The sequence below is a fragment of the Rhodococcus sp. C1 genome, assembly GCF_020809065.1.
Lineage (GTDB): Bacteria > Actinomycetota > Actinomycetes > Mycobacteriales > Mycobacteriaceae > Rhodococcus_F > Rhodococcus_F qingshengii.
This window is the reverse complement of the sequence record NZ_CP078080.1, coordinates 5,056,239-5,071,089: the sequence shown is the minus strand read 5'-3', so window position 1 is coordinate 5,071,089 and position 14,851 is coordinate 5,056,239. Positions and strand designations below refer to the sequence as shown.

At 62.6% G+C, this 14,851-nt stretch carries 18 protein-coding genes; 9 read left to right on the top strand and 9 right to left on the bottom strand.

The window, feature by feature from the left end; all coding sequences use genetic code 11:
- Positions 1-39: 39 nt before the first annotated feature.
- Positions 40-885 (bottom strand): LLM class F420-dependent oxidoreductase, encoded by an 846-nt coding sequence (locus tag KTR60_RS23275; RefSeq protein WP_064443766.1) that lies wholly within the window; start codon positions 883-885, stop codon positions 40-42.
- Positions 886-973: 88 nt separating this feature from the next.
- Here KTR60_RS23275 and KTR60_RS23270 point away from each other — a divergent pair, with 88 nt between their 5' ends.
- The 5 genes from KTR60_RS23270 to KTR60_RS23250 all read left to right on the top strand — a co-directional run bounded on the left by KTR60_RS23270 (position 974) and on the right by KTR60_RS23250 (position 5,219).
- Positions 974-1,900: a class I SAM-dependent methyltransferase gene (locus KTR60_RS23270; RefSeq protein WP_228401294.1), complete on the top strand. Its 927-nt coding sequence runs from the start codon at positions 974-976 to the stop codon at positions 1,898-1,900.
- A gap of 244 nt (positions 1,901-2,144) precedes the next feature.
- Positions 2,145-3,002, top strand: coding sequence for an ABC transporter permease (locus tag KTR60_RS23265; protein ID WP_003939782.1), 858 nt, complete (start codon positions 2,145-2,147; stop codon positions 3,000-3,002).
- Positions 2,999-4,099 (top strand): aliphatic sulfonate ABC transporter substrate-binding protein, encoded by a 1,101-nt coding sequence (locus KTR60_RS23260; protein ID WP_228401293.1) that lies wholly within the window; start codon positions 2,999-3,001, stop codon positions 4,097-4,099. The genes KTR60_RS23265 and KTR60_RS23260 overlap by 4 nt, the downstream gene beginning before the upstream one ends.
- On the top strand, positions 4,083-4,910 hold the full coding sequence (locus KTR60_RS23255) for an ABC transporter ATP-binding protein (RefSeq protein ID WP_192712231.1): 828 nt from the start codon (positions 4,083-4,085) through the stop codon (positions 4,908-4,910). The genes KTR60_RS23260 and KTR60_RS23255 overlap by 17 nt, the downstream gene beginning before the upstream one ends.
- Before the next feature lie 81 nt (positions 4,911-4,991).
- The gene (locus KTR60_RS23250; RefSeq protein WP_007733785.1) at positions 4,992-5,219 is read left to right on the top strand and encodes a hypothetical protein; all 228 of its coding nucleotides are present in this window, start codon (positions 4,992-4,994) and stop codon (positions 5,217-5,219) included.
- A gap of 57 nt (positions 5,220-5,276) precedes the next feature.
- Here KTR60_RS23250 and KTR60_RS23245 read toward each other — a convergent pair whose 3' ends face one another.
- The 6 genes from KTR60_RS23245 to KTR60_RS23220 form a co-directional block, all read right to left on the bottom strand.
- Positions 5,277-5,465: a helix-turn-helix transcriptional regulator gene (locus KTR60_RS23245; protein ID WP_003940277.1), complete on the bottom strand. Its 189-nt coding sequence runs from the start codon at positions 5,463-5,465 to the stop codon at positions 5,277-5,279.
- Positions 5,465-5,884 carry a hypothetical protein gene (locus KTR60_RS23240; protein ID WP_030535224.1) on the bottom strand — a complete coding sequence of 140 codons (420 nt, stop codon included), beginning with the start codon at positions 5,882-5,884 and terminating at the stop codon, positions 5,465-5,467. The genes KTR60_RS23245 and KTR60_RS23240 overlap by 1 nt, the downstream gene beginning before the upstream one ends.
- 90 nt (positions 5,885-5,974) lie before the next feature.
- Positions 5,975-6,493: a GNAT family N-acetyltransferase gene (locus KTR60_RS23235; RefSeq protein ID WP_003940356.1), complete on the bottom strand. Its 519-nt coding sequence runs from the start codon at positions 6,491-6,493 to the stop codon at positions 5,975-5,977.
- A gap of 19 nt (positions 6,494-6,512) precedes the next feature.
- Complete coding sequence (locus KTR60_RS23230) at positions 6,513-7,391, bottom strand: SDR family oxidoreductase (protein WP_007733788.1); 879 nt, start codon at positions 7,389-7,391, stop codon at positions 6,513-6,515.
- Positions 7,388-8,920 (bottom strand): flavin-containing monooxygenase, encoded by a 1,533-nt coding sequence (locus KTR60_RS23225; protein WP_007733790.1) that lies wholly within the window; start codon positions 8,918-8,920, stop codon positions 7,388-7,390. Before KTR60_RS23225 ends, KTR60_RS23230 begins: the two co-directional genes overlap by 4 nt.
- Before the next feature lie 13 nt (positions 8,921-8,933).
- Positions 8,934-9,938, bottom strand: a complete 1,005-nt coding sequence (locus KTR60_RS23220) for a patatin-like phospholipase family protein (protein WP_042451435.1) — start codon at positions 9,936-9,938, stop codon at positions 8,934-8,936.
- A gap of 130 nt (positions 9,939-10,068) precedes the next feature.
- Here KTR60_RS23220 and KTR60_RS23215 point away from each other — a divergent pair, with 130 nt between their 5' ends.
- Entirely contained in the window at positions 10,069-10,659 is a 591-nt protein-coding gene (locus tag KTR60_RS23215; RefSeq protein ID WP_030535226.1) for a TetR/AcrR family transcriptional regulator, read from the top strand.
- Here the strand turns inward: KTR60_RS23215 and KTR60_RS23210 are convergent.
- Entirely contained in the window at positions 10,595-11,719 is a 1,125-nt protein-coding gene (locus tag KTR60_RS23210; RefSeq protein ID WP_228401292.1) for an alpha/beta hydrolase, read from the bottom strand. The genes KTR60_RS23215 and KTR60_RS23210 overlap by 65 nt on opposite strands.
- A gap of 19 nt (positions 11,720-11,738) precedes the next feature.
- Between KTR60_RS23210 and KTR60_RS23205 the strand changes: the two genes are divergently transcribed.
- The 3 genes from KTR60_RS23205 to KTR60_RS23195 are packed head-to-tail and all read left to right on the top strand — an operon-like array spanning position 11,739 to position 13,761.
- Complete coding sequence (locus KTR60_RS23205) at positions 11,739-12,503, top strand: MBL fold metallo-hydrolase (RefSeq protein ID WP_003940355.1); 765 nt, start codon at positions 11,739-11,741, stop codon at positions 12,501-12,503.
- Positions 12,500-13,159 (top strand): alpha/beta fold hydrolase, encoded by a 660-nt coding sequence (locus tag KTR60_RS23200; RefSeq protein WP_007733800.1) that lies wholly within the window; start codon positions 12,500-12,502, stop codon positions 13,157-13,159. Before KTR60_RS23205 ends, KTR60_RS23200 begins: the two co-directional genes overlap by 4 nt.
- 50 nt (positions 13,160-13,209) lie before the next feature.
- Positions 13,210-13,761: an SRPBCC family protein gene (locus KTR60_RS23195; protein WP_003940599.1), complete on the top strand. Its 552-nt coding sequence runs from the start codon at positions 13,210-13,212 to the stop codon at positions 13,759-13,761.
- A 4-nt stretch (positions 13,762-13,765) separates the two neighbouring features.
- On the opposite strand, the gene KTR60_RS23190 is transcribed toward KTR60_RS23195, so the two are convergent.
- Positions 13,766-14,836 carry a LacI family DNA-binding transcriptional regulator gene (locus KTR60_RS23190; protein WP_165639032.1) on the bottom strand — a complete coding sequence of 357 codons (1,071 nt, stop codon included), beginning with the start codon at positions 14,834-14,836 and terminating at the stop codon, positions 13,766-13,768.
- Between the last annotated feature and the right edge of the window lie 15 nt (positions 14,837-14,851).

The following is a 14,851-nucleotide window of genomic DNA, read 5'->3' as shown; positions in this document are numbered from 1 at the left end:
ACCTCGAGTGCAGTTGAGGTCAAGATGCTGTGGCGGACCTCACCGTCCGAGCTTGGCTGCCAGACGTTCCATGTATCCGACAACCTCGTCGGGGCTCTTGTCCGGAGTGCCGAACATTGCTTCGGTGACACCGATGTCTGCCCAGTGGGCGAGCTTCTCCGAATCGGGTTTGCCTGCCAGGACGGTTATTTCAGGCTCGCCGACTCTACCTGCTTCGGCCCAGATCTTTCGGAGCAGTTCCACGTTTCCGTCGATCTCCTGCTCGATGGGCGTGGTGATCCACCCGTCGGCAGACTTTGCGATCCACTTGAAAGTCTTCTCGTTGCCGCCGCCGCCCAAGAGGATGGGAGGACGGGGCTTCTGAACTGGTTTGGGCCACGCCCAGCTGGGTCCGTACTTCACGAATTGGCCGTCGTACGACGCTTCTTCCTTCGACCACAGTTCGCCCATGGCTTCGAGATACTCGCGGAGTGCGGTCCGGCGTTTGTTGGGCGGTACGCCGTGGTCGGCGAGTTCCTCTGCATTCCAGCCGAATCCGACGCCGAAGACCACGCGTCCGCCGGAAAGATGGTCCAGCGATGCGATGGTTTTCGCGAGAGTGATCGGATCGTGTTCGAGGGGGAGAGCCACGGAGGTGCCCAATCGGATGGTATTCGTGACCGACGCGGCGGTGCCGAGGGCAACCCAGGGGTCGAGTGTGCGCATGTAACGGTCGTCGGGCAATTCGGCCGACTGGGTTCCGGGGTGATCGGAATCCCTCGAGACAGGGATGTGAGTGTGCTCCGGAACGTAAAAGGCGTCGAATCCATTCGCCTCCGCAGCCTTTGCTGCATCGGCAGGGCGGATGCCGCGATCACTGGTGAACAGGCTGAGTCCGTAGCGCACTGGTTCTCCTTCGATGGTCCGTCGAAAAACTGTAACCTGTTGCATCTTCGTTCGGATAGGTTTCCAGCCCAGTAAATCGATTGCCGACGTGACCTGGGACGTGGTGAACTCGGGCGGACTTGTTGTGGGTCGAGAAGTGGATGCAGTAGAGGTGGATGCAGTAGTGATGGATGCAGCGGAGATGAATCGGTTGTCGTGGAATGCGGCGACCGTCGCTCACAACAGTCACAAAGGAGACCAGGCACAGTTCTTTCGCAACGGCGGGTCGACCTTGTATCCGGAAGAACTGGCGCTGCTCGGCGAGATCGACGGCTCCTCGATTCTTCATCTGCAGTGCAATTCCGGTCAGGATTCGTTGAGTTTGGCCGCTCTCGGTGCCGCGGTGACCGGCGTCGACATCGCGGATTCCGCGATCGACTTCGCCCGAACCTTGTCCGCGGAATCCGGAATTGCCGCCGATTTCGAGCGTGCCGATGTATCTGCGTGGCTCCGCGCTGCTGCCGCTGGCCAGAGAAAGTTCGACCGAGTCTTTTCTTCGTACGGAACGGTGATCTGGTTACCCGATCTCGACGAGTGGGCCGAGGGGATTGCCGGTGTTCTCGCGCCGAACGGTCGATTCGTTCTGGTGGAGTTTCATCCGTTTGCCATGTGTTTCGACGAGAAGTGGTCGCTGACATACCCGTACGGAGGCGGGACTCCCGTGACCGAACCCCGTGGCGTGGGCGACTACGTGGCAGATTCGGCCGATCTCGTCTTGCCAGGCGCTGAGGGAAAAGGAGTCGAGAACTTCGAAAATCCTTTCCCCTCATGTGAATTCAACTGGTCCATTTCCGAGGTGCTAGGAACTTTGCGGCGCGCCGGATTGACGCTCGAGTCTTTCGACGAGTACCCGTACGCCAACGGTTGGCAAGGATTCGAGGAGATGGCTGAACTCGGCGGCAAGCGTTGGGGAGTCCCGGCCGGACGACCCGAGATCCCGCTCATGTATTCGCTGTCGGTTCGCTTGGCCGACTGACGCCTATTTCCCCCGCATTTGCGGGTAATTGCAGACACAGGTAGTAATTACCCCCATGCCCTCGACGCCACTGACACGACGCATCGCCGTCGACCTGTGCCGTCTTGGTGCCAACTGCTGTTGCTGTTGATTCCTTCCGACTCTCCTGAGTGAGAATGGCGCCGCTCTGTGCGCCTTCGCCCCTGCATATGCGCCCGTTGCTGCATGTGTGCCGGAATTTTCCGTACGTCGAGGAAGAACAGCGATGTCGACTCCTGTCGAAGCAATAGAACCAACATCAGTCACGGAACCGAACCGTGAGCCGCGTCGGCCGTGGACTTCGAGTGCGACCACTGTCGGACTGCCGGTGCTTTCCGTGATCGCATTCTTGGCCCTGTGGCAGGTCGCTGCCGCGAGCGGCACCTGGAGTGAGACCTTCGTGCCGTTCCCGAGCACGGTCTGGCATGCCTTCGTCAACACGATGACCACGCACGACGGAGTGCGCGGCTACCAGGGCTACCTGCTCTGGGAGCACCTCTACATGACGCTGCGACGGGTGCTGGTCGGTGTGATCATCGGCGTCGGATTGGGCGTGATCCTCGGTTTGGCCATGGGATCGGTGACATGGCTGCGGAGCCTGCTCGAACCGTGGTTGACGTTCCTGCGCGCACTGCCGCCCCTGGCGTATTTCTTCCTGCTGGTGATCTGGCTGGGAATCGACGAGGCGCCGAAGATTACATTGCTGGCGCTCGCTGCTCTTCCGCCGGCAGCGGTGGCCACCACAGCTGCTGTGGTCGCGGCGCCGGTCGGACTGGTCGAAGCGGCCAGGGCCCTGGGAGCCTCACGGGCGCAAGTGATCCGGGACGTCGTCGTCCCGTCGGCCTTACCGGAAACTTTCACGGGCATTCGGCTGTCGGTAGGTATGGCGTACTCGTCGGTGGTCGCGGCCGAACTGTTCAACGGCATCCCCGGAATTGGCGGAATGGTCAAGGATGCAAGCAATTACAACAACACACCGGTCGTGCTGGTGGGGATCTTTGCCATCGGATTCTCCGGCCTGATCATCGACGGACTGCTGCGGGCTGCAGAGCGCCGCGCCGTTCCCTGGAGGGGAAAAGTATGACTGACAATCAGAAACACGCCAGCAGCAATCTGAAGCGCGGCAGTAATTCGACGCCCAATGAAGGAAGGGCTGCCCGGACGGCGTTCACGGTGCTGATCGGCGTCCTTGCCCTTGTTCTCGGTGCGTGCTCGGTGGATCATTCGGGCCAGGATTCGTCCAAGGAAACGATCCGTATCGCTTACCAGTCGTTCCCGAGCGGCGACTTGATAGTCAAGAACAATCGCTGGCTCGAAGACGCACTGCCCGAGTACAACGTGAAGTGGACGAAGTTCGATTCGGGAGCCGACATCAACACCGCCTTCATCGCCGGTGAAATCGATTTCGGCGCAATCGGTTCGAGCCCGGTTGCTCGTGGCCTCTCGGCACCGCTGAACATTCCGTATCAGGTCGCGTTTGTTCTGGACGTGGCCGGCGACAACGAAGCCCTGGTGGCGCGCAACGCAACCGGAATCAAGACCGTCGCAGATCTGCGCGGCAAGAAAGTGGCCACGGCATTCGCCTCGACCGCGCACTACAGTCTGCTGGCAGCGCTGAACCAGGCCGGACTCAGTGCCGACGACGTCCAATTGGTGGATCTCCAGCCGCAAGCATCCCTCGCAGCCTGGCAGCGCGGTGACATCGATGCCGTCTACACCTGGCTGCCCACGCTCGACGAACTCCGTAAGGACGGAACACAGTTGATCGCCAGCCGTGAGCTCGCGACAGCAGGAAAGCCGACACTCGATCTTGGTGTGGTGTCGACTGCGTTTGCCAAGGATCACCCCGAGATCGTCGACACCTGGCGCCAGGTTCAGGCCCGCGCGCTCACGACGATCGCCACTGATCCGAACGCGGCAGCGGAAGCTGTTGCCGCACAATTAGGCGCCTCGAAGGACGACGCGGCAGCGCAGTTGAAACAGGGTGTGTTCCTCACTCCGGAGCAGATCTCCTCGCCGGAATGGTTGGGCACCGAGGGCGCTCCCGGGAATCTGGCAGTGAACCTGCAGAGTGCAGCGCAATTCCTGGCCGAGCAGAAGCAGATCGACAGTGTGCCTGATCTGGCGGTCTTTCAGAATGCTCTCTATGTGAAGGGGCTTCCCGATGTCCTTGACCAGTAGCGTGACCGCACAGCAGGCCTCGGGAGGATTCGCTGCCGACCGCCCGGGCGCGATCCGAATCGACACCGTCTCGCACAGGTACGGCCACGGTCGAGAGTCCGTCACGGCACTCGGGCCCGTATCGATCGACGTCACACCTGGTGAGTTTCTGGTTCTCGTCGGAGCGTCGGGTTGCGGCAAGAGCACATTGCTGCGGCTGATCGCGGGTTTCGAAAGTCCTTCCAGTGGAACGGTTCAGGTCTCCGGATCCGACCCGATTCCCGGGTCGAGTGCGGGAGTGGTGTTTCAGCAGCCACGGCTCTTTCCGTGGAAATCGGTGGGCGGCAACATCGATCTGGCACTCAAATACGCCGGCGTTGCGAAGAGCGAACGCGGGCAAAGGCGTGACGAGCTTCTCGACCGCGTCGGTCTGGTCGGCACTGCGGACCGGCGTATCTGGGAAATCTCCGGCGGGCAGCAGCAGCGGGTGGCAATTGCTCGTGCCTTGGCGGCCGAAACGTCGTTGCTCCTGTTGGACGAACCCTTTGCCGCGCTGGACGCCCTCACTCGCGAGCGTCTGCAGGAGGACCTGCGCAGTGTCAGTGCCGAATCGGGGCGAACAAGTGTCTTCGTCACTCACAGTGCCGACGAGGCGGCCTTTCTCGGCTCCCGCGTCGTAGTTCTGACAAGCCGACCGGGCAAGGTCGCGCTCGACCTGAAAATCGATCTGCCACGAACCGGCGTCGATCCCGACGATCTCCGAGGCTCACCCGAATACGCGGCATTCCGAGCCGAAGTCGGCCATGCGGTCAAGGTTGCAGCTGCAGCGTAGGTACCCTGCGCGTCGACTACCAGGTGGCCGCGTCGATAATAGGAAGGAGAACGTGCAGGACACGACGAACAAGGAGTGGTCATGGCAACTGAGGTGGAGTCCGGTGACCTCGTGCAGGCAGCCGGCCATGCGGGTCCGTGGACGGTAGTCGAAGTTCGCCAGGGGATGGCGCTGCTCGAACACAGTGACGGGCACAGGTTGTCGCGTCGAACGACGACGTTGACCGTCGTCCGCAAGGGCTCGGGCAAGAAGGCAACGGCCGTCGAAGACGGGAACGACGAAAACGGATCGCCAACTCTGTTCGACTGAAACCGCAGCTCGACTGAAACCGCAGCTCGACTGATCTTCCGTCAGTTCGAGACGGCGTCAGCTGGAGAAAATGTCGTCTACGCGTTTGTCGAAGTATTCGGCGATTCGGAACGCCAGTGACAGACGCGGGTCGAAGTGTCCCTTCTCGATCGAGATGACGGTCTGGCGTGTGATGCCGAGCGCGTCGGCGCACGCTTGCTGTGACAATCCGGCTGCCGTACGAAGTTCTTGAAGGTTGTTGCGCATCAGATCTCGTCAGATCTCGAATGTGGGGTGCGGTCCCTCGACACTGCCCAGTACCGGATTCCGAAGTCGGCCAGACCGAGGGCTGTAAACATTACGAGCGGCAGTTCGGGAGCGCCGAAGACATTGTGCGCGATCAGCGCGATCCCCATGGCAGTGATCAAGTCGGTGAACGCGCCGAAGCCGGCCTTGCGACTCCATTCTGTTTCGACGGTGTCCTCGGGGTAGGCGGGGGCCTTGTCGTTCTCCGATGGAAAAAGGGCCCACGCCGACCCGATACAAGCCGGTGCCATGACGATTGCGAAGACGATGAAGGCCAACGTCTTCCGATCATCGGCGGTCAATGCTGCAAAAAAGCTGAAGGCTAGCGTTGCTGCGACGCCGATACCGATGATCAGGCTCCACCGTGCCGTGGTGCTCATGAAGCCTCCCAGGTGTAAGAGTTCTTTGACATGCCTGAGCGTAGGTCTACGTGCGCTGGATGTCAAAGAACTCTTACATCGCGCTGAGGGTCAAGCGACCCCGAAAGGCGCTGCGTATGAAAACTTCCCCGTCTGATCGGGGCGGTGCGTGGTGAGGGTCCTGATCTGAAAGTGCTCGCCCCACTCGGCTTCCGGAGACTCGATCCCGGCGTCCGTGCTGGTGACGAACCCGAACTGCGGGTAGTACTCGGTGCTGCCCAGGAGGGCGAGCAGTGGCACGTCCAGAGCGTCGGACGCACCGATCACCGCGTGCATCAGCGCCGAACCGACGCCGCTGCGTTGGTTGTCCGGTGTGACTGCCAACGGGCCGAGGCCAACCGCCTCAACGGGACCGACCCATCCGCGTGTTCCGATCACGAAACCAACGATCTCATCACCGGCGACGGCGACAAGGGACAACTTCGGTAAGTAGTCGTTCGAGGCGAAGAGCTGACGTGTCAGTTCGATCTCGTAGGGAGACTCGCCGGGCGGCGCTTGGTCGGCAAACGCCGCCCCGAGCAGTGAATAGATTGCGTCACGGTCGGAAGAAGTTTCGCGGCGGATGTACATGGCCACGAAACTACCCGCTTCATCTCCGATCGTGCTCCTCGTTTTCGGCCTGACGTGCCACTCGCTTTTCGTAGTCCGCACGCCCGTTCGGATCTACCGATGTCAGCGCGCGGCGATCGTCGATCACCCGGCGTCCGATGTTTATCATCCATTCGGGTACTACAGCGTCGATGAGGTCCCAGCCCGCAAGGTAACGCGGAACAGTAGTTTCGGCTCGCCGGTGCGCGACCGTGTCGACGACAGCTTTGGCCACGACCTCGGGTTCAACCGTCGGCATGCCCTTTCCGAGTGGCACACCGGAGGAGAGCCCGGTGCGCACCGCGCTGGGCAGGATGGCGCTGACGCTGACGCCGGAATCTGCGAATTCGACACGAGCAGAGGCGGAAAGGCCCACCGCACCGAACTTGCTTGCGTTGTACACGGCCATTCCTGGCACCGGTAGCTTGCCTGCCATGGATGCGATGTTGACGACGTGGCCGCGTCGCCGATCCACCATGCCGGGCAGCACGGTGCGCATCCCGTGAATCGGGCCCCAGACATTGACGTCGAGGGTTACTCGACTGGTGGCGTCGGACTCGTCGAGGAAGCTGCCGAGCGGCATCACGCCCGCATTGTTGACCAGAATGTCGATGTGACCGAATTCGCCGATCACTGTGGAGACGAACACATCCCAGGATTCGCGTGAGGTGACGTCCAGAGCGTACCCGCGGGCCCGTGCGCCGATGGATGCGGCGGTGTCGACGGCCGTCTCCTCGTCGAGGTCGCCGACGCAGACGAGTGCGCCGCGAGCTGCGAACAACTCCGCTGTGGCCCGGCCGATTCCGCGGCCACCTCCGGAGATGACGACGACTGCTCCGTCGAGATCGATCGGCGGGTAGGTGGTGCCGAAAAGGCTCATGTGGTGTACTCCGGTTCGGGGGTGGTGGTGGGCTCAGCGGCGGTGTCGTCTGACGCAGGGTTGTCGGACAGCGTGTGGTTGTAGGCGTATGGATCGAAGGCCCGTAGCCGTCGACGCATGGCTCCTGACGACCACGGCCAGTTGAAGCTGTTGCGGCCGTTGACGTCGAAGAAATAGCTTTCGCAACCACCGGCGTTGTAGACCGTGGTACCCAATGCCTCCTGAACTTGAGAGTTGAAGGCTGCCTGTACTTCCGGGCGCACGTCGATGGTTTTCCAGCCGTGCCGACGAGCGTGGCCGATCGCCTGTGCCACATAGTTCAGTTGGGCTTCCAGAATCATGAAGGCCGACGTGTGTCCGGTGCCGAGGCTCGGGCCCAGCAGAATGAACGCGTTGGGGAATCCGCTGACGGCGGAACCGAAGTACGCCCGCGGGCTTCCCTGCCAATGATCGTCGAGTGATCGACCTTCTCCGTCGAATACCTTTGATGCAATGGGCATGTCGAGGATGTGGAAGCCCGTTCCGAAGATGATCGCGTCCACTTCCGATTCCACTCCGTCGGCTCCGATCACGGTGTTGCCGTGGATCTCTTCGACTGCGTTGGCATGGACGGTCACGTTGGGTCTGCCGAGGGCCGGGTAGTACGAGTTCGACATGAGTAGTCGCTTGCAACCGAGGGTGTAGTCGGGAGTCAGCGCCTTGCGTAGCTTCGGATCGCGCACCTGCAAGCGCAATTGGGCCGACCCGAGTTTCTGCACGATACGCAGGATCCACGGATTGCGGAACCCCAATCCAAGCGCTTCCATGATTCCGTATTCGATGCTGCGTAGAGCCTTGTGCGCTCCCGGTACGAATCGCATGACGGACCTTTCGATCCGCGGTACGTAGTGATCGGGTTTGGGAAGGACCCATTGAGCGGTGCGTTGGTAAAGGTGAAGGGCGGACACGTCGGAGACGATGCGCGGCACGAATTGGACTGCGGAAGCGCCGGTACCTACGACGGCGACGCGCTTTCCGGTCAAGTCGTAGTCGTGATTCCACTGCGAGGAATGAAACACCTCGCCCTCGAACGTTTCCAGCCCGGGAATCGCCGGCGTCAAGGGTTCGTTCCACGGGCCGGCGGCGGCTATCACGAAACGAGCAGTGAGTTCACCGCTGGAAGTTGTGATCTTCCAGAGTGATTGCGATGCGTCCCACTGTGCGGAGAGCATTTCTACCCCGAAGCGAACGTGCTTGTCGACCCCGTGGCGGACGGCCGTGTCCTCGATGTACTCGCGGATCTCCGGCTGCTCCGCGAACAGTCGGGTCCAATCCGGATTGGCGGCAAAGGAATACGAGTACAGGCCGGACGGAACGTCGCAGGCACAACCGGGATAGGTGTTGGCGCGCCAGGTGCCGCCGAGGGAGTCCGCTTTCTCGAGCAGGACAAAATTGTCGATCCCGAGGCGCTGCAGGTGAATTGCGGCACCGATCCCGGAGATCCCGCCACCGATGATCACGACCTCGAAGTGGTCAGTTCTGTTGTTCACTGAGTCTGCGCTTTCACTGGTGGGACGGGGTGGAGTGGAACGGGCGCGCATCGAGTTCGCGTTTCACGCTCGCACGTGTTGTACGTAGGGATGATTCGAAGGTGGCGAGCCGCCGTCGGCCGTCCATGAAGTTGGCGCCCATGACGGCGAGATCGTCGTCGGTGGCGTCTATGCGCAAGACCCTGGTTCCCGCAGCGCGGACCAGTTCGATTTCCCGGTCGAGGCCCTTGGACATGGAGTTCCGCAGGGCGCCGCGTTCGATACGGGCGGCGCCGCGCGCCGGCTTCAGTGTTCGAGATGCCATGGGCGCCAGTACAACCAGCTCGTCGAGTTCGAGGGGGAGCAGGAGGTCTACCGATGCCGTGGACGCCGCGCCGCCGTCGATGTACCTGACGCCGTCGATGGTGACAGGTGGGAACCAGCCGGGAATCGCCCAAGACGCTCGAAGCGCTTCACCGACTGTCGCTTTCGGAGCCCCCTGTGCCCCGAACGCGACCCGTCGCCCGGTTCTGTAGTCCATGGATACCATGTACGCGCACGGATGTGGGAGCCACGAATCGCCAGGGGCAAGAGATTCGGCGAGCGTGGTGAGCCAGGACGGGTCGCCGCCACCACGCGGTGCGATACCGCTCATCCGGCTCAGAACGGGAAGATCTCGACGCGTCACCAGTCGTGGATTGCCGATCCCCAAACTCGGAAGTGGCGGGATTCTTCCGGGCGCCGATGCTGTGTGGGCGAGGAGTTCGGGACGTGCGGCGGGCTCTCCGAGTTGCATGGCTACCAACTCGTCGACGCCGACTCCGCTGCCGAGCATTGTCACGAACTCGGCTCCGGCGGACGTGCCGATGATGGCGGTGGCTTCGCGGGGATCCCAGTCGAGGGCGTCCCGAACCGAGGCGAGGGCAGCAACGGTCCAGGCGAAGCCGAGGGTGCCGCCGCATCCGATTGCCAATCCCCGTCTAGGCGCGCTGTGTCGTCCGGACCCGGGCGCGGTGGTGCCGGTCACTTCTGAAGTCATATTTCGGAGACTATCAGTATCTGAATAACGTGGGTACCCCAAATTTGGGTTTCGGGAGTGCGCCTGCGGTGCGCTTCCGGTATTCGGCTACCGTTGGAATCTCGATACTCAGAACCGCGAGGAGGTTCCGATGGCGCGATTGACCAGGCAGGAAGCGCAGGCGATGACCCGCGAGACCTTGTTGGCGACGGCCGTCGAACATTTCCTCGATCGCGGGTACGCCGCCGCGTCGCTCGATCAGATCGCCGAGGATGCCGGTTATTCCAAAGGTGCGGTGTACTCGAACTTCAAGAACAAGGACGAGTTGTGCGCCGAGGTGCTCGGCCGAATCAGGTTGACCAAGGTCGGCGAGATCACCTCACAGCTCGGAGCCAATTCGACGCTCGACGACGCGGTGGCCGAGTTCGCGCGATGGGCCGAGCGAACCATCGGGGACAAGAGATGGACGTTGCTCGAAGTCGAGTTCTCGGTGCGATCGCGGCACAGCGAAGAGATCCGCGAAAAGATCGCGACGGGTGCCGATCAGGTGCGCGGATTGATTGCCGGAGTGGTGCAACATCTTGCCGAGTCCAACGGCGTGACGCCGGCACTGGACCCGAACGCCGCGGCACTGCGCATACTCAGCGTCGGAATCGGTTTGGGGCTACAGCGTGCGATCAGCCCTGAGCTGCCGGTTGATCCGCTGGTGGATACGTTGCGGGAGATTTTGCTGGGTGGGTGAGTAGAACGCGGAGCATTCCGCCGATCTCGGCGACGGCGGTGCGCGAACCCGCGCTCGGTCCCAGAACGTTGACGAAGCCGTGGATGAACCCGCGATAGCGTCGATCGGTCACGTGAACACCGTTGTCGCGCAATCGAGCTGCGTAGGCTTCGCCTTCGTCCCGGAGTGGATCGAATCCCGCCGTGATCACGATGGCCGGCGGCAGTCCGGTCGCGTCGGGGGCGCGTAGCGGCGACACCATCGGATCGAGTCGATCGGCATTGCTGCCGAGGAAGCTGGACTCGTAGAAGTTCATGTTGGCCTCGGTCAGGAAGAAACCTTCACCGAACGTCGTTCGCGAGGGGGCCTTCTCGTGAAAGTCGGTCGCGGGGTAGATCAACAGCTGCGCCGCCGGTGGGGTCTTGCCGTCGTCGCGGGCACGCAGCGCGACCGTTGCGGAAAGATGCCCGCCCGCGCTGTCGCCCCCGACAGCGATGCGCGTCGGGTCTGCGCAGAACTCGTCGGCGCGGTCGACGATATCGAGGTAGGCGGCATAGGCATCGTGTACCGGTGTGGGGAAAGCGAATTCGGGTGAGAGCCGGTAGTCGACCGAGATGACCCGTGCGCCGGAGGTTTCGGCCAACAGGCGGCACGGGGCATCGTGGGATTCGATGCTGCCCTGTACCCACCCGCCGCCGTGGAAATAGACGAGCAGAGCGCCGGTGTCGGCTGTCGGGACGTAGAGCCGGGCGCGAAGCGGGCCGTCGGCACCCGAAACGGAGATCTCCTCGGTGTGGACGGGCGTGGGCCTGCCGCCCATCATGATCGCGGTTCGGGTGAGATTGGCGCGAGCAGCGGCGAGTGACTGGGGATCGGTTGAATGCGAGGGGAGTGGCCGCGTCTTCGCGAGCGTGAGCAGAAGGTGTGCGTCGGCGTCGAGCGTGTTGCCCTCGATGACGACGGGTGGTCCGGTGATTCGACGTTTCACCGCGCTGGGCAGTGCGAATGCGGCTGCCACCAAGGATGCTTCGGCACGATCTCGAATGCTGCGGCTGCTGGCCTGCTTCACGGATTCCGACACGTGGCGCAGACTACCAAGCATGACTACTGCGGCACTGTCGATCACGCAGATCGAGAACACACATCTGGTTCGGTGCGGTCACGCCAATTGGGTCCTGGTCGAAGAGGGGTCCGATCTGACCTTGATCGACGGCGGATATCCGGCCAACGGCACCGACGTCGAACGCTCGATCGAACAGATCGGTCACCAGCTCGGGGATGTTCGGGCAATTCTCGTCACTCACGCGCACATCGATCACATCGGTGGGATCGCGGACATCGTGACTCGGCTCGAGGTTCCGGTCCTGATGGATCCGTTGGAAGTGCCTCATGCGAAGCGGGAGTATCTGCAACAGTTGTCGCCGGCCGGAGTTCCGTTGCTGTTGTGGCGGCGAGGTGCTCCGAAATGGCTTCGCGACGTGATCGGAGTCGGCGCGTTGAAAGGTGCGGAACTGCCTCGGGCACAGTCCTTTGCGTCCGGTGGTGCGCTGGACGTTCCCGGTCGGATCGTGCCGATTCCCACTCATGGGCATACCGACGGCCACAGCGCTTACCTTGTTCCCGACGCAGGAGTGATCGCGTCGGGTGACGCTCTGGTGACCGGACACGCGACGTCGAGCGTCGCCGGACCACAATTTCTGGTGTGCCCCTTCAATCATGACCGTGAAGCGACCGACCAGGCGTTGGACAATATCGCCGCTGCACCTGCCGGCGTGCTGTTTCCCGGACACGGTCCGGTTTACGAGGGCAGCATGACTGCCGCGGTCGAACAGGCCCGAGCGGGTCGGACAAGGATGCGTCCATGACTACTGTCGAAACGGTCGACGAAGGTGCGGTGCACGGTTTCCTTCATCGACCTGCTTCTGTGTCCTTCGCGTCGCCCGTCGCCACGCTTGCACTGACTCACGGCGCAGGAAGTAACTGCGACACCGTGCTGTTGCGTGCTGTTGCCGACGGCTTTGCTGCGGCAGGAGTGCAAGTTCTGCGCTTCGATCTCGCGTTTCGGGTGCGTCGAGCTTCGGGGCCTCCGCATCCGTCGCGTGCTGCGGAGGATCGCGCGGGCATTGCCGAGGTGATTGCTGCTGTTCGCAAGGACTACTCGGTGCCCGGACCCGTTCTGCTCGGCGGACATTCGTACGGCGGTCGGCAGGCGTCGATGCTTGCGGCGGAGAACCCGGGACTTGTCGACGGCCTGGTCCTTCTCTCCTATCCACTGCATCCACCGAAGAAGCCCGAGAAGCTCAGAACCGAACACCTGCCCGAACTGAACACCCCGACCGTTGTCGTCCACGGTTCGAAGGACGAGTTCGCGACAACGGAGGAGATGCGGGCAGCACTCGCCTTGATTCCCGCCGCGACGCGTCTGGTGGAGTTCGAAGGAGCTCGACACGACTTGTCCGTGGTGAAATTTCCGGTGGTGGAGGAGACAATCGCGGCCGCATCGGCGGTGTTTGCGTTCTGAACGCCGAGCGGGCGGTTGCCCGTGTCGGTGGTTCCTGGTGAGATCGAACCATGAGTGCCCAGCCGTATCAGCCCAGTGCCCTGTCCGACGTCACGGTGAGCGTCGACGGTGACGACACAGTCGTCAGCTTTCCTCGGGTGCTGCCGTATTCCGTCGAGAAGGTGTGGGAGGCGATCACCGACCCGGAGATGTTGGCGCAATGGACGCCGTACACCGCCGATCGGAATCTGAGCCGTACCGGTGATGCGGTGATCACCATGCTCACCGAGGACGGCGCCCCCGAAATGTCGCTGCCGGTCACCGTTCACGTCGTGGAGACCACTCGGCGGCTCGAACACGAGTGGGGCCCGGACGAATTGGTGTGGGACCTGACCCCGATCGAAGGCGGCACCCGCGTCGTGCTGACGCAGAGGTCGCGCGCCGAGGGGATGGCGTCGGCGCTCGCTGCGGGGTGGCATCTGTGCTTCGACGTACTCGATGCCCTTCTGGCAGGCGAGCCCTTCGGGCCGATCGTGGGTGAACGGGCGCGCGAGTACGGCTGGGACGCACTCAACTCCGGTTACGCGCGACAGTTGGGCATCGACGAATCTCAGGTCTGGTAGCTGCTCAGAGTTTGTGACTGGCAGGCTTTCTGGTGGAGGCTCGCGCGATCAGTTCGACGGGAAGCTTCACGGATTCGACGTTCTTGCCGGAGATCAGTGCGAGTAGGTGCTCGAGCCCGGTCGCACCGATCTTTCGGGCGGGGGACCTGACCGTCGTCAGGGGCACCGGGAGTTGGGAGACAACCGGAATGTCGTTGTAGCCGACCAACGCAAGATCGTCGGGAATGCTCAACCCGAGATCACGGGCCACACCGAGTACGCCGATCGCGATGGTGTCGCTCACCGTGAAAACGGCGTCAGGGCGCGTGTTCCCGCTGAGCAGTGTCGCCGCCGCATCGACACCCCCTTGAACTTCGAACTCGGACGCCACTATTCGGTTCGGCGGCAGTTCCAGACCGGCTTCGGTCAGGGCATCGCGGAAACCCGCGACGCGTTCCCGCGACGTGCTGGCGTGATCCGGCCCCGCGATCACTCCGAGATCGCGATAGCCGCAGTCCAGTAGATGCTTCCCCGCGAGGTAGCCGCCGAGGCGGTCGTCGCCGCTGACAAAGGGAAGGCTTCGGTTGACGGATGACGTCGCCGAGTCGATGTGCCGGTTCAGCAGCAGGATCGGCAGTGAGCGCAGGGGGAGCGAGTCGACGAAATCGGTACCCGGCAGGTGGATGCTGCTCAGCATGAGACCGTCGACCTGTCGGCTCACCAGGAACTCGACCGCTTTGCGTTGCGCTTCCAGATCGTCGGGCGGGCTGGAGAGCAAGACGGAGTACCCGGCTGCGGTGGCGGCTTCCTCGATGCCTTGGAACATGGTGGCCACTACAACGTCTGTCAGTCTCGGCATCACGACGCCGATAGTGGTGGTCTTGCGGGTGCGCAGGCTGGCCGCCCACAGGTTCGGTTGGTAACCGAGTTCCTCGGCAACCTGACGAACTCGGAGTGCGGAGTCGGACCAACCGTCGGCGGGCTCGGGCTGACGGAGGACCCGCGACGCCGTCGAGATGTGGACCCCGGCCTGGTCGGCGATTTCGCGCAACGTCGGCGGACGGCCGTTGCTGCGGTTCGACGGATCGGGCGTCATCTGCGTCGTGGCTCC

Excerpts from the sequence above, each read along its gene's own strand:
- KTR60_RS23205 (WP_003940355.1), top strand. The coding sequence starts at position 11,739 with ATGACTACTGCGGCACTGTCGATCACGCAGATCGAGAACACACATCTG.
- KTR60_RS23195 (WP_003940599.1), top strand. The coding sequence starts at position 13,210 with ATGAGTGCCCAGCCGTATCAGCCCAGTGCCCTGTCCGACGTCACGGTG.
- KTR60_RS23250 (WP_007733785.1), top strand. The coding sequence starts at position 4,992 with ATGGCAACTGAGGTGGAGTCCGGTGACCTCGTGCAGGCAGCCGGCCAT.
- KTR60_RS23265 (WP_003939782.1), top strand. The coding sequence starts at position 2,145 with ATGTCGACTCCTGTCGAAGCAATAGAACCAACATCAGTCACGGAACCG.
- KTR60_RS23230 (WP_007733788.1), bottom strand. The coding sequence starts at position 7,391 with ATGAGCCTTTTCGGCACCACCTACCCGCCGATCGATCTCGACGGAGCA.
- KTR60_RS23240 (WP_030535224.1), bottom strand. The coding sequence starts at position 5,884 with ATGAGCACCACGGCACGGTGGAGCCTGATCATCGGTATCGGCGTCGCA.
- KTR60_RS23235 (WP_003940356.1), bottom strand. The coding sequence starts at position 6,493 with ATGTACATCCGCCGCGAAACTTCTTCCGACCGTGACGCAATCTATTCA.
- KTR60_RS23255 (WP_192712231.1), top strand. The coding sequence starts at position 4,083 with ATGTCCTTGACCAGTAGCGTGACCGCACAGCAGGCCTCGGGAGGATTC.
- KTR60_RS23245 (WP_003940277.1), bottom strand. The coding sequence starts at position 5,465 with ATGCGCAACAACCTTCAAGAACTTCGTACGGCAGCCGGATTGTCACAG.
- KTR60_RS23215 (WP_030535226.1), top strand. The coding sequence starts at position 10,069 with ATGGCGCGATTGACCAGGCAGGAAGCGCAGGCGATGACCCGCGAGACC.
- KTR60_RS23190 (WP_165639032.1), bottom strand. The coding sequence starts at position 14,836 with ATGACGCCCGATCCGTCGAACCGCAGCAACGGCCGTCCGCCGACGTTG.
- KTR60_RS23220 (WP_042451435.1), bottom strand. The coding sequence starts at position 9,938 with ATGACTTCAGAAGTGACCGGCACCACCGCGCCCGGGTCCGGACGACAC.
- KTR60_RS23200 (WP_007733800.1), top strand. The coding sequence starts at position 12,500 with ATGACTACTGTCGAAACGGTCGACGAAGGTGCGGTGCACGGTTTCCTT.
- KTR60_RS23260 (WP_228401293.1), top strand. The coding sequence starts at position 2,999 with ATGACTGACAATCAGAAACACGCCAGCAGCAATCTGAAGCGCGGCAGT.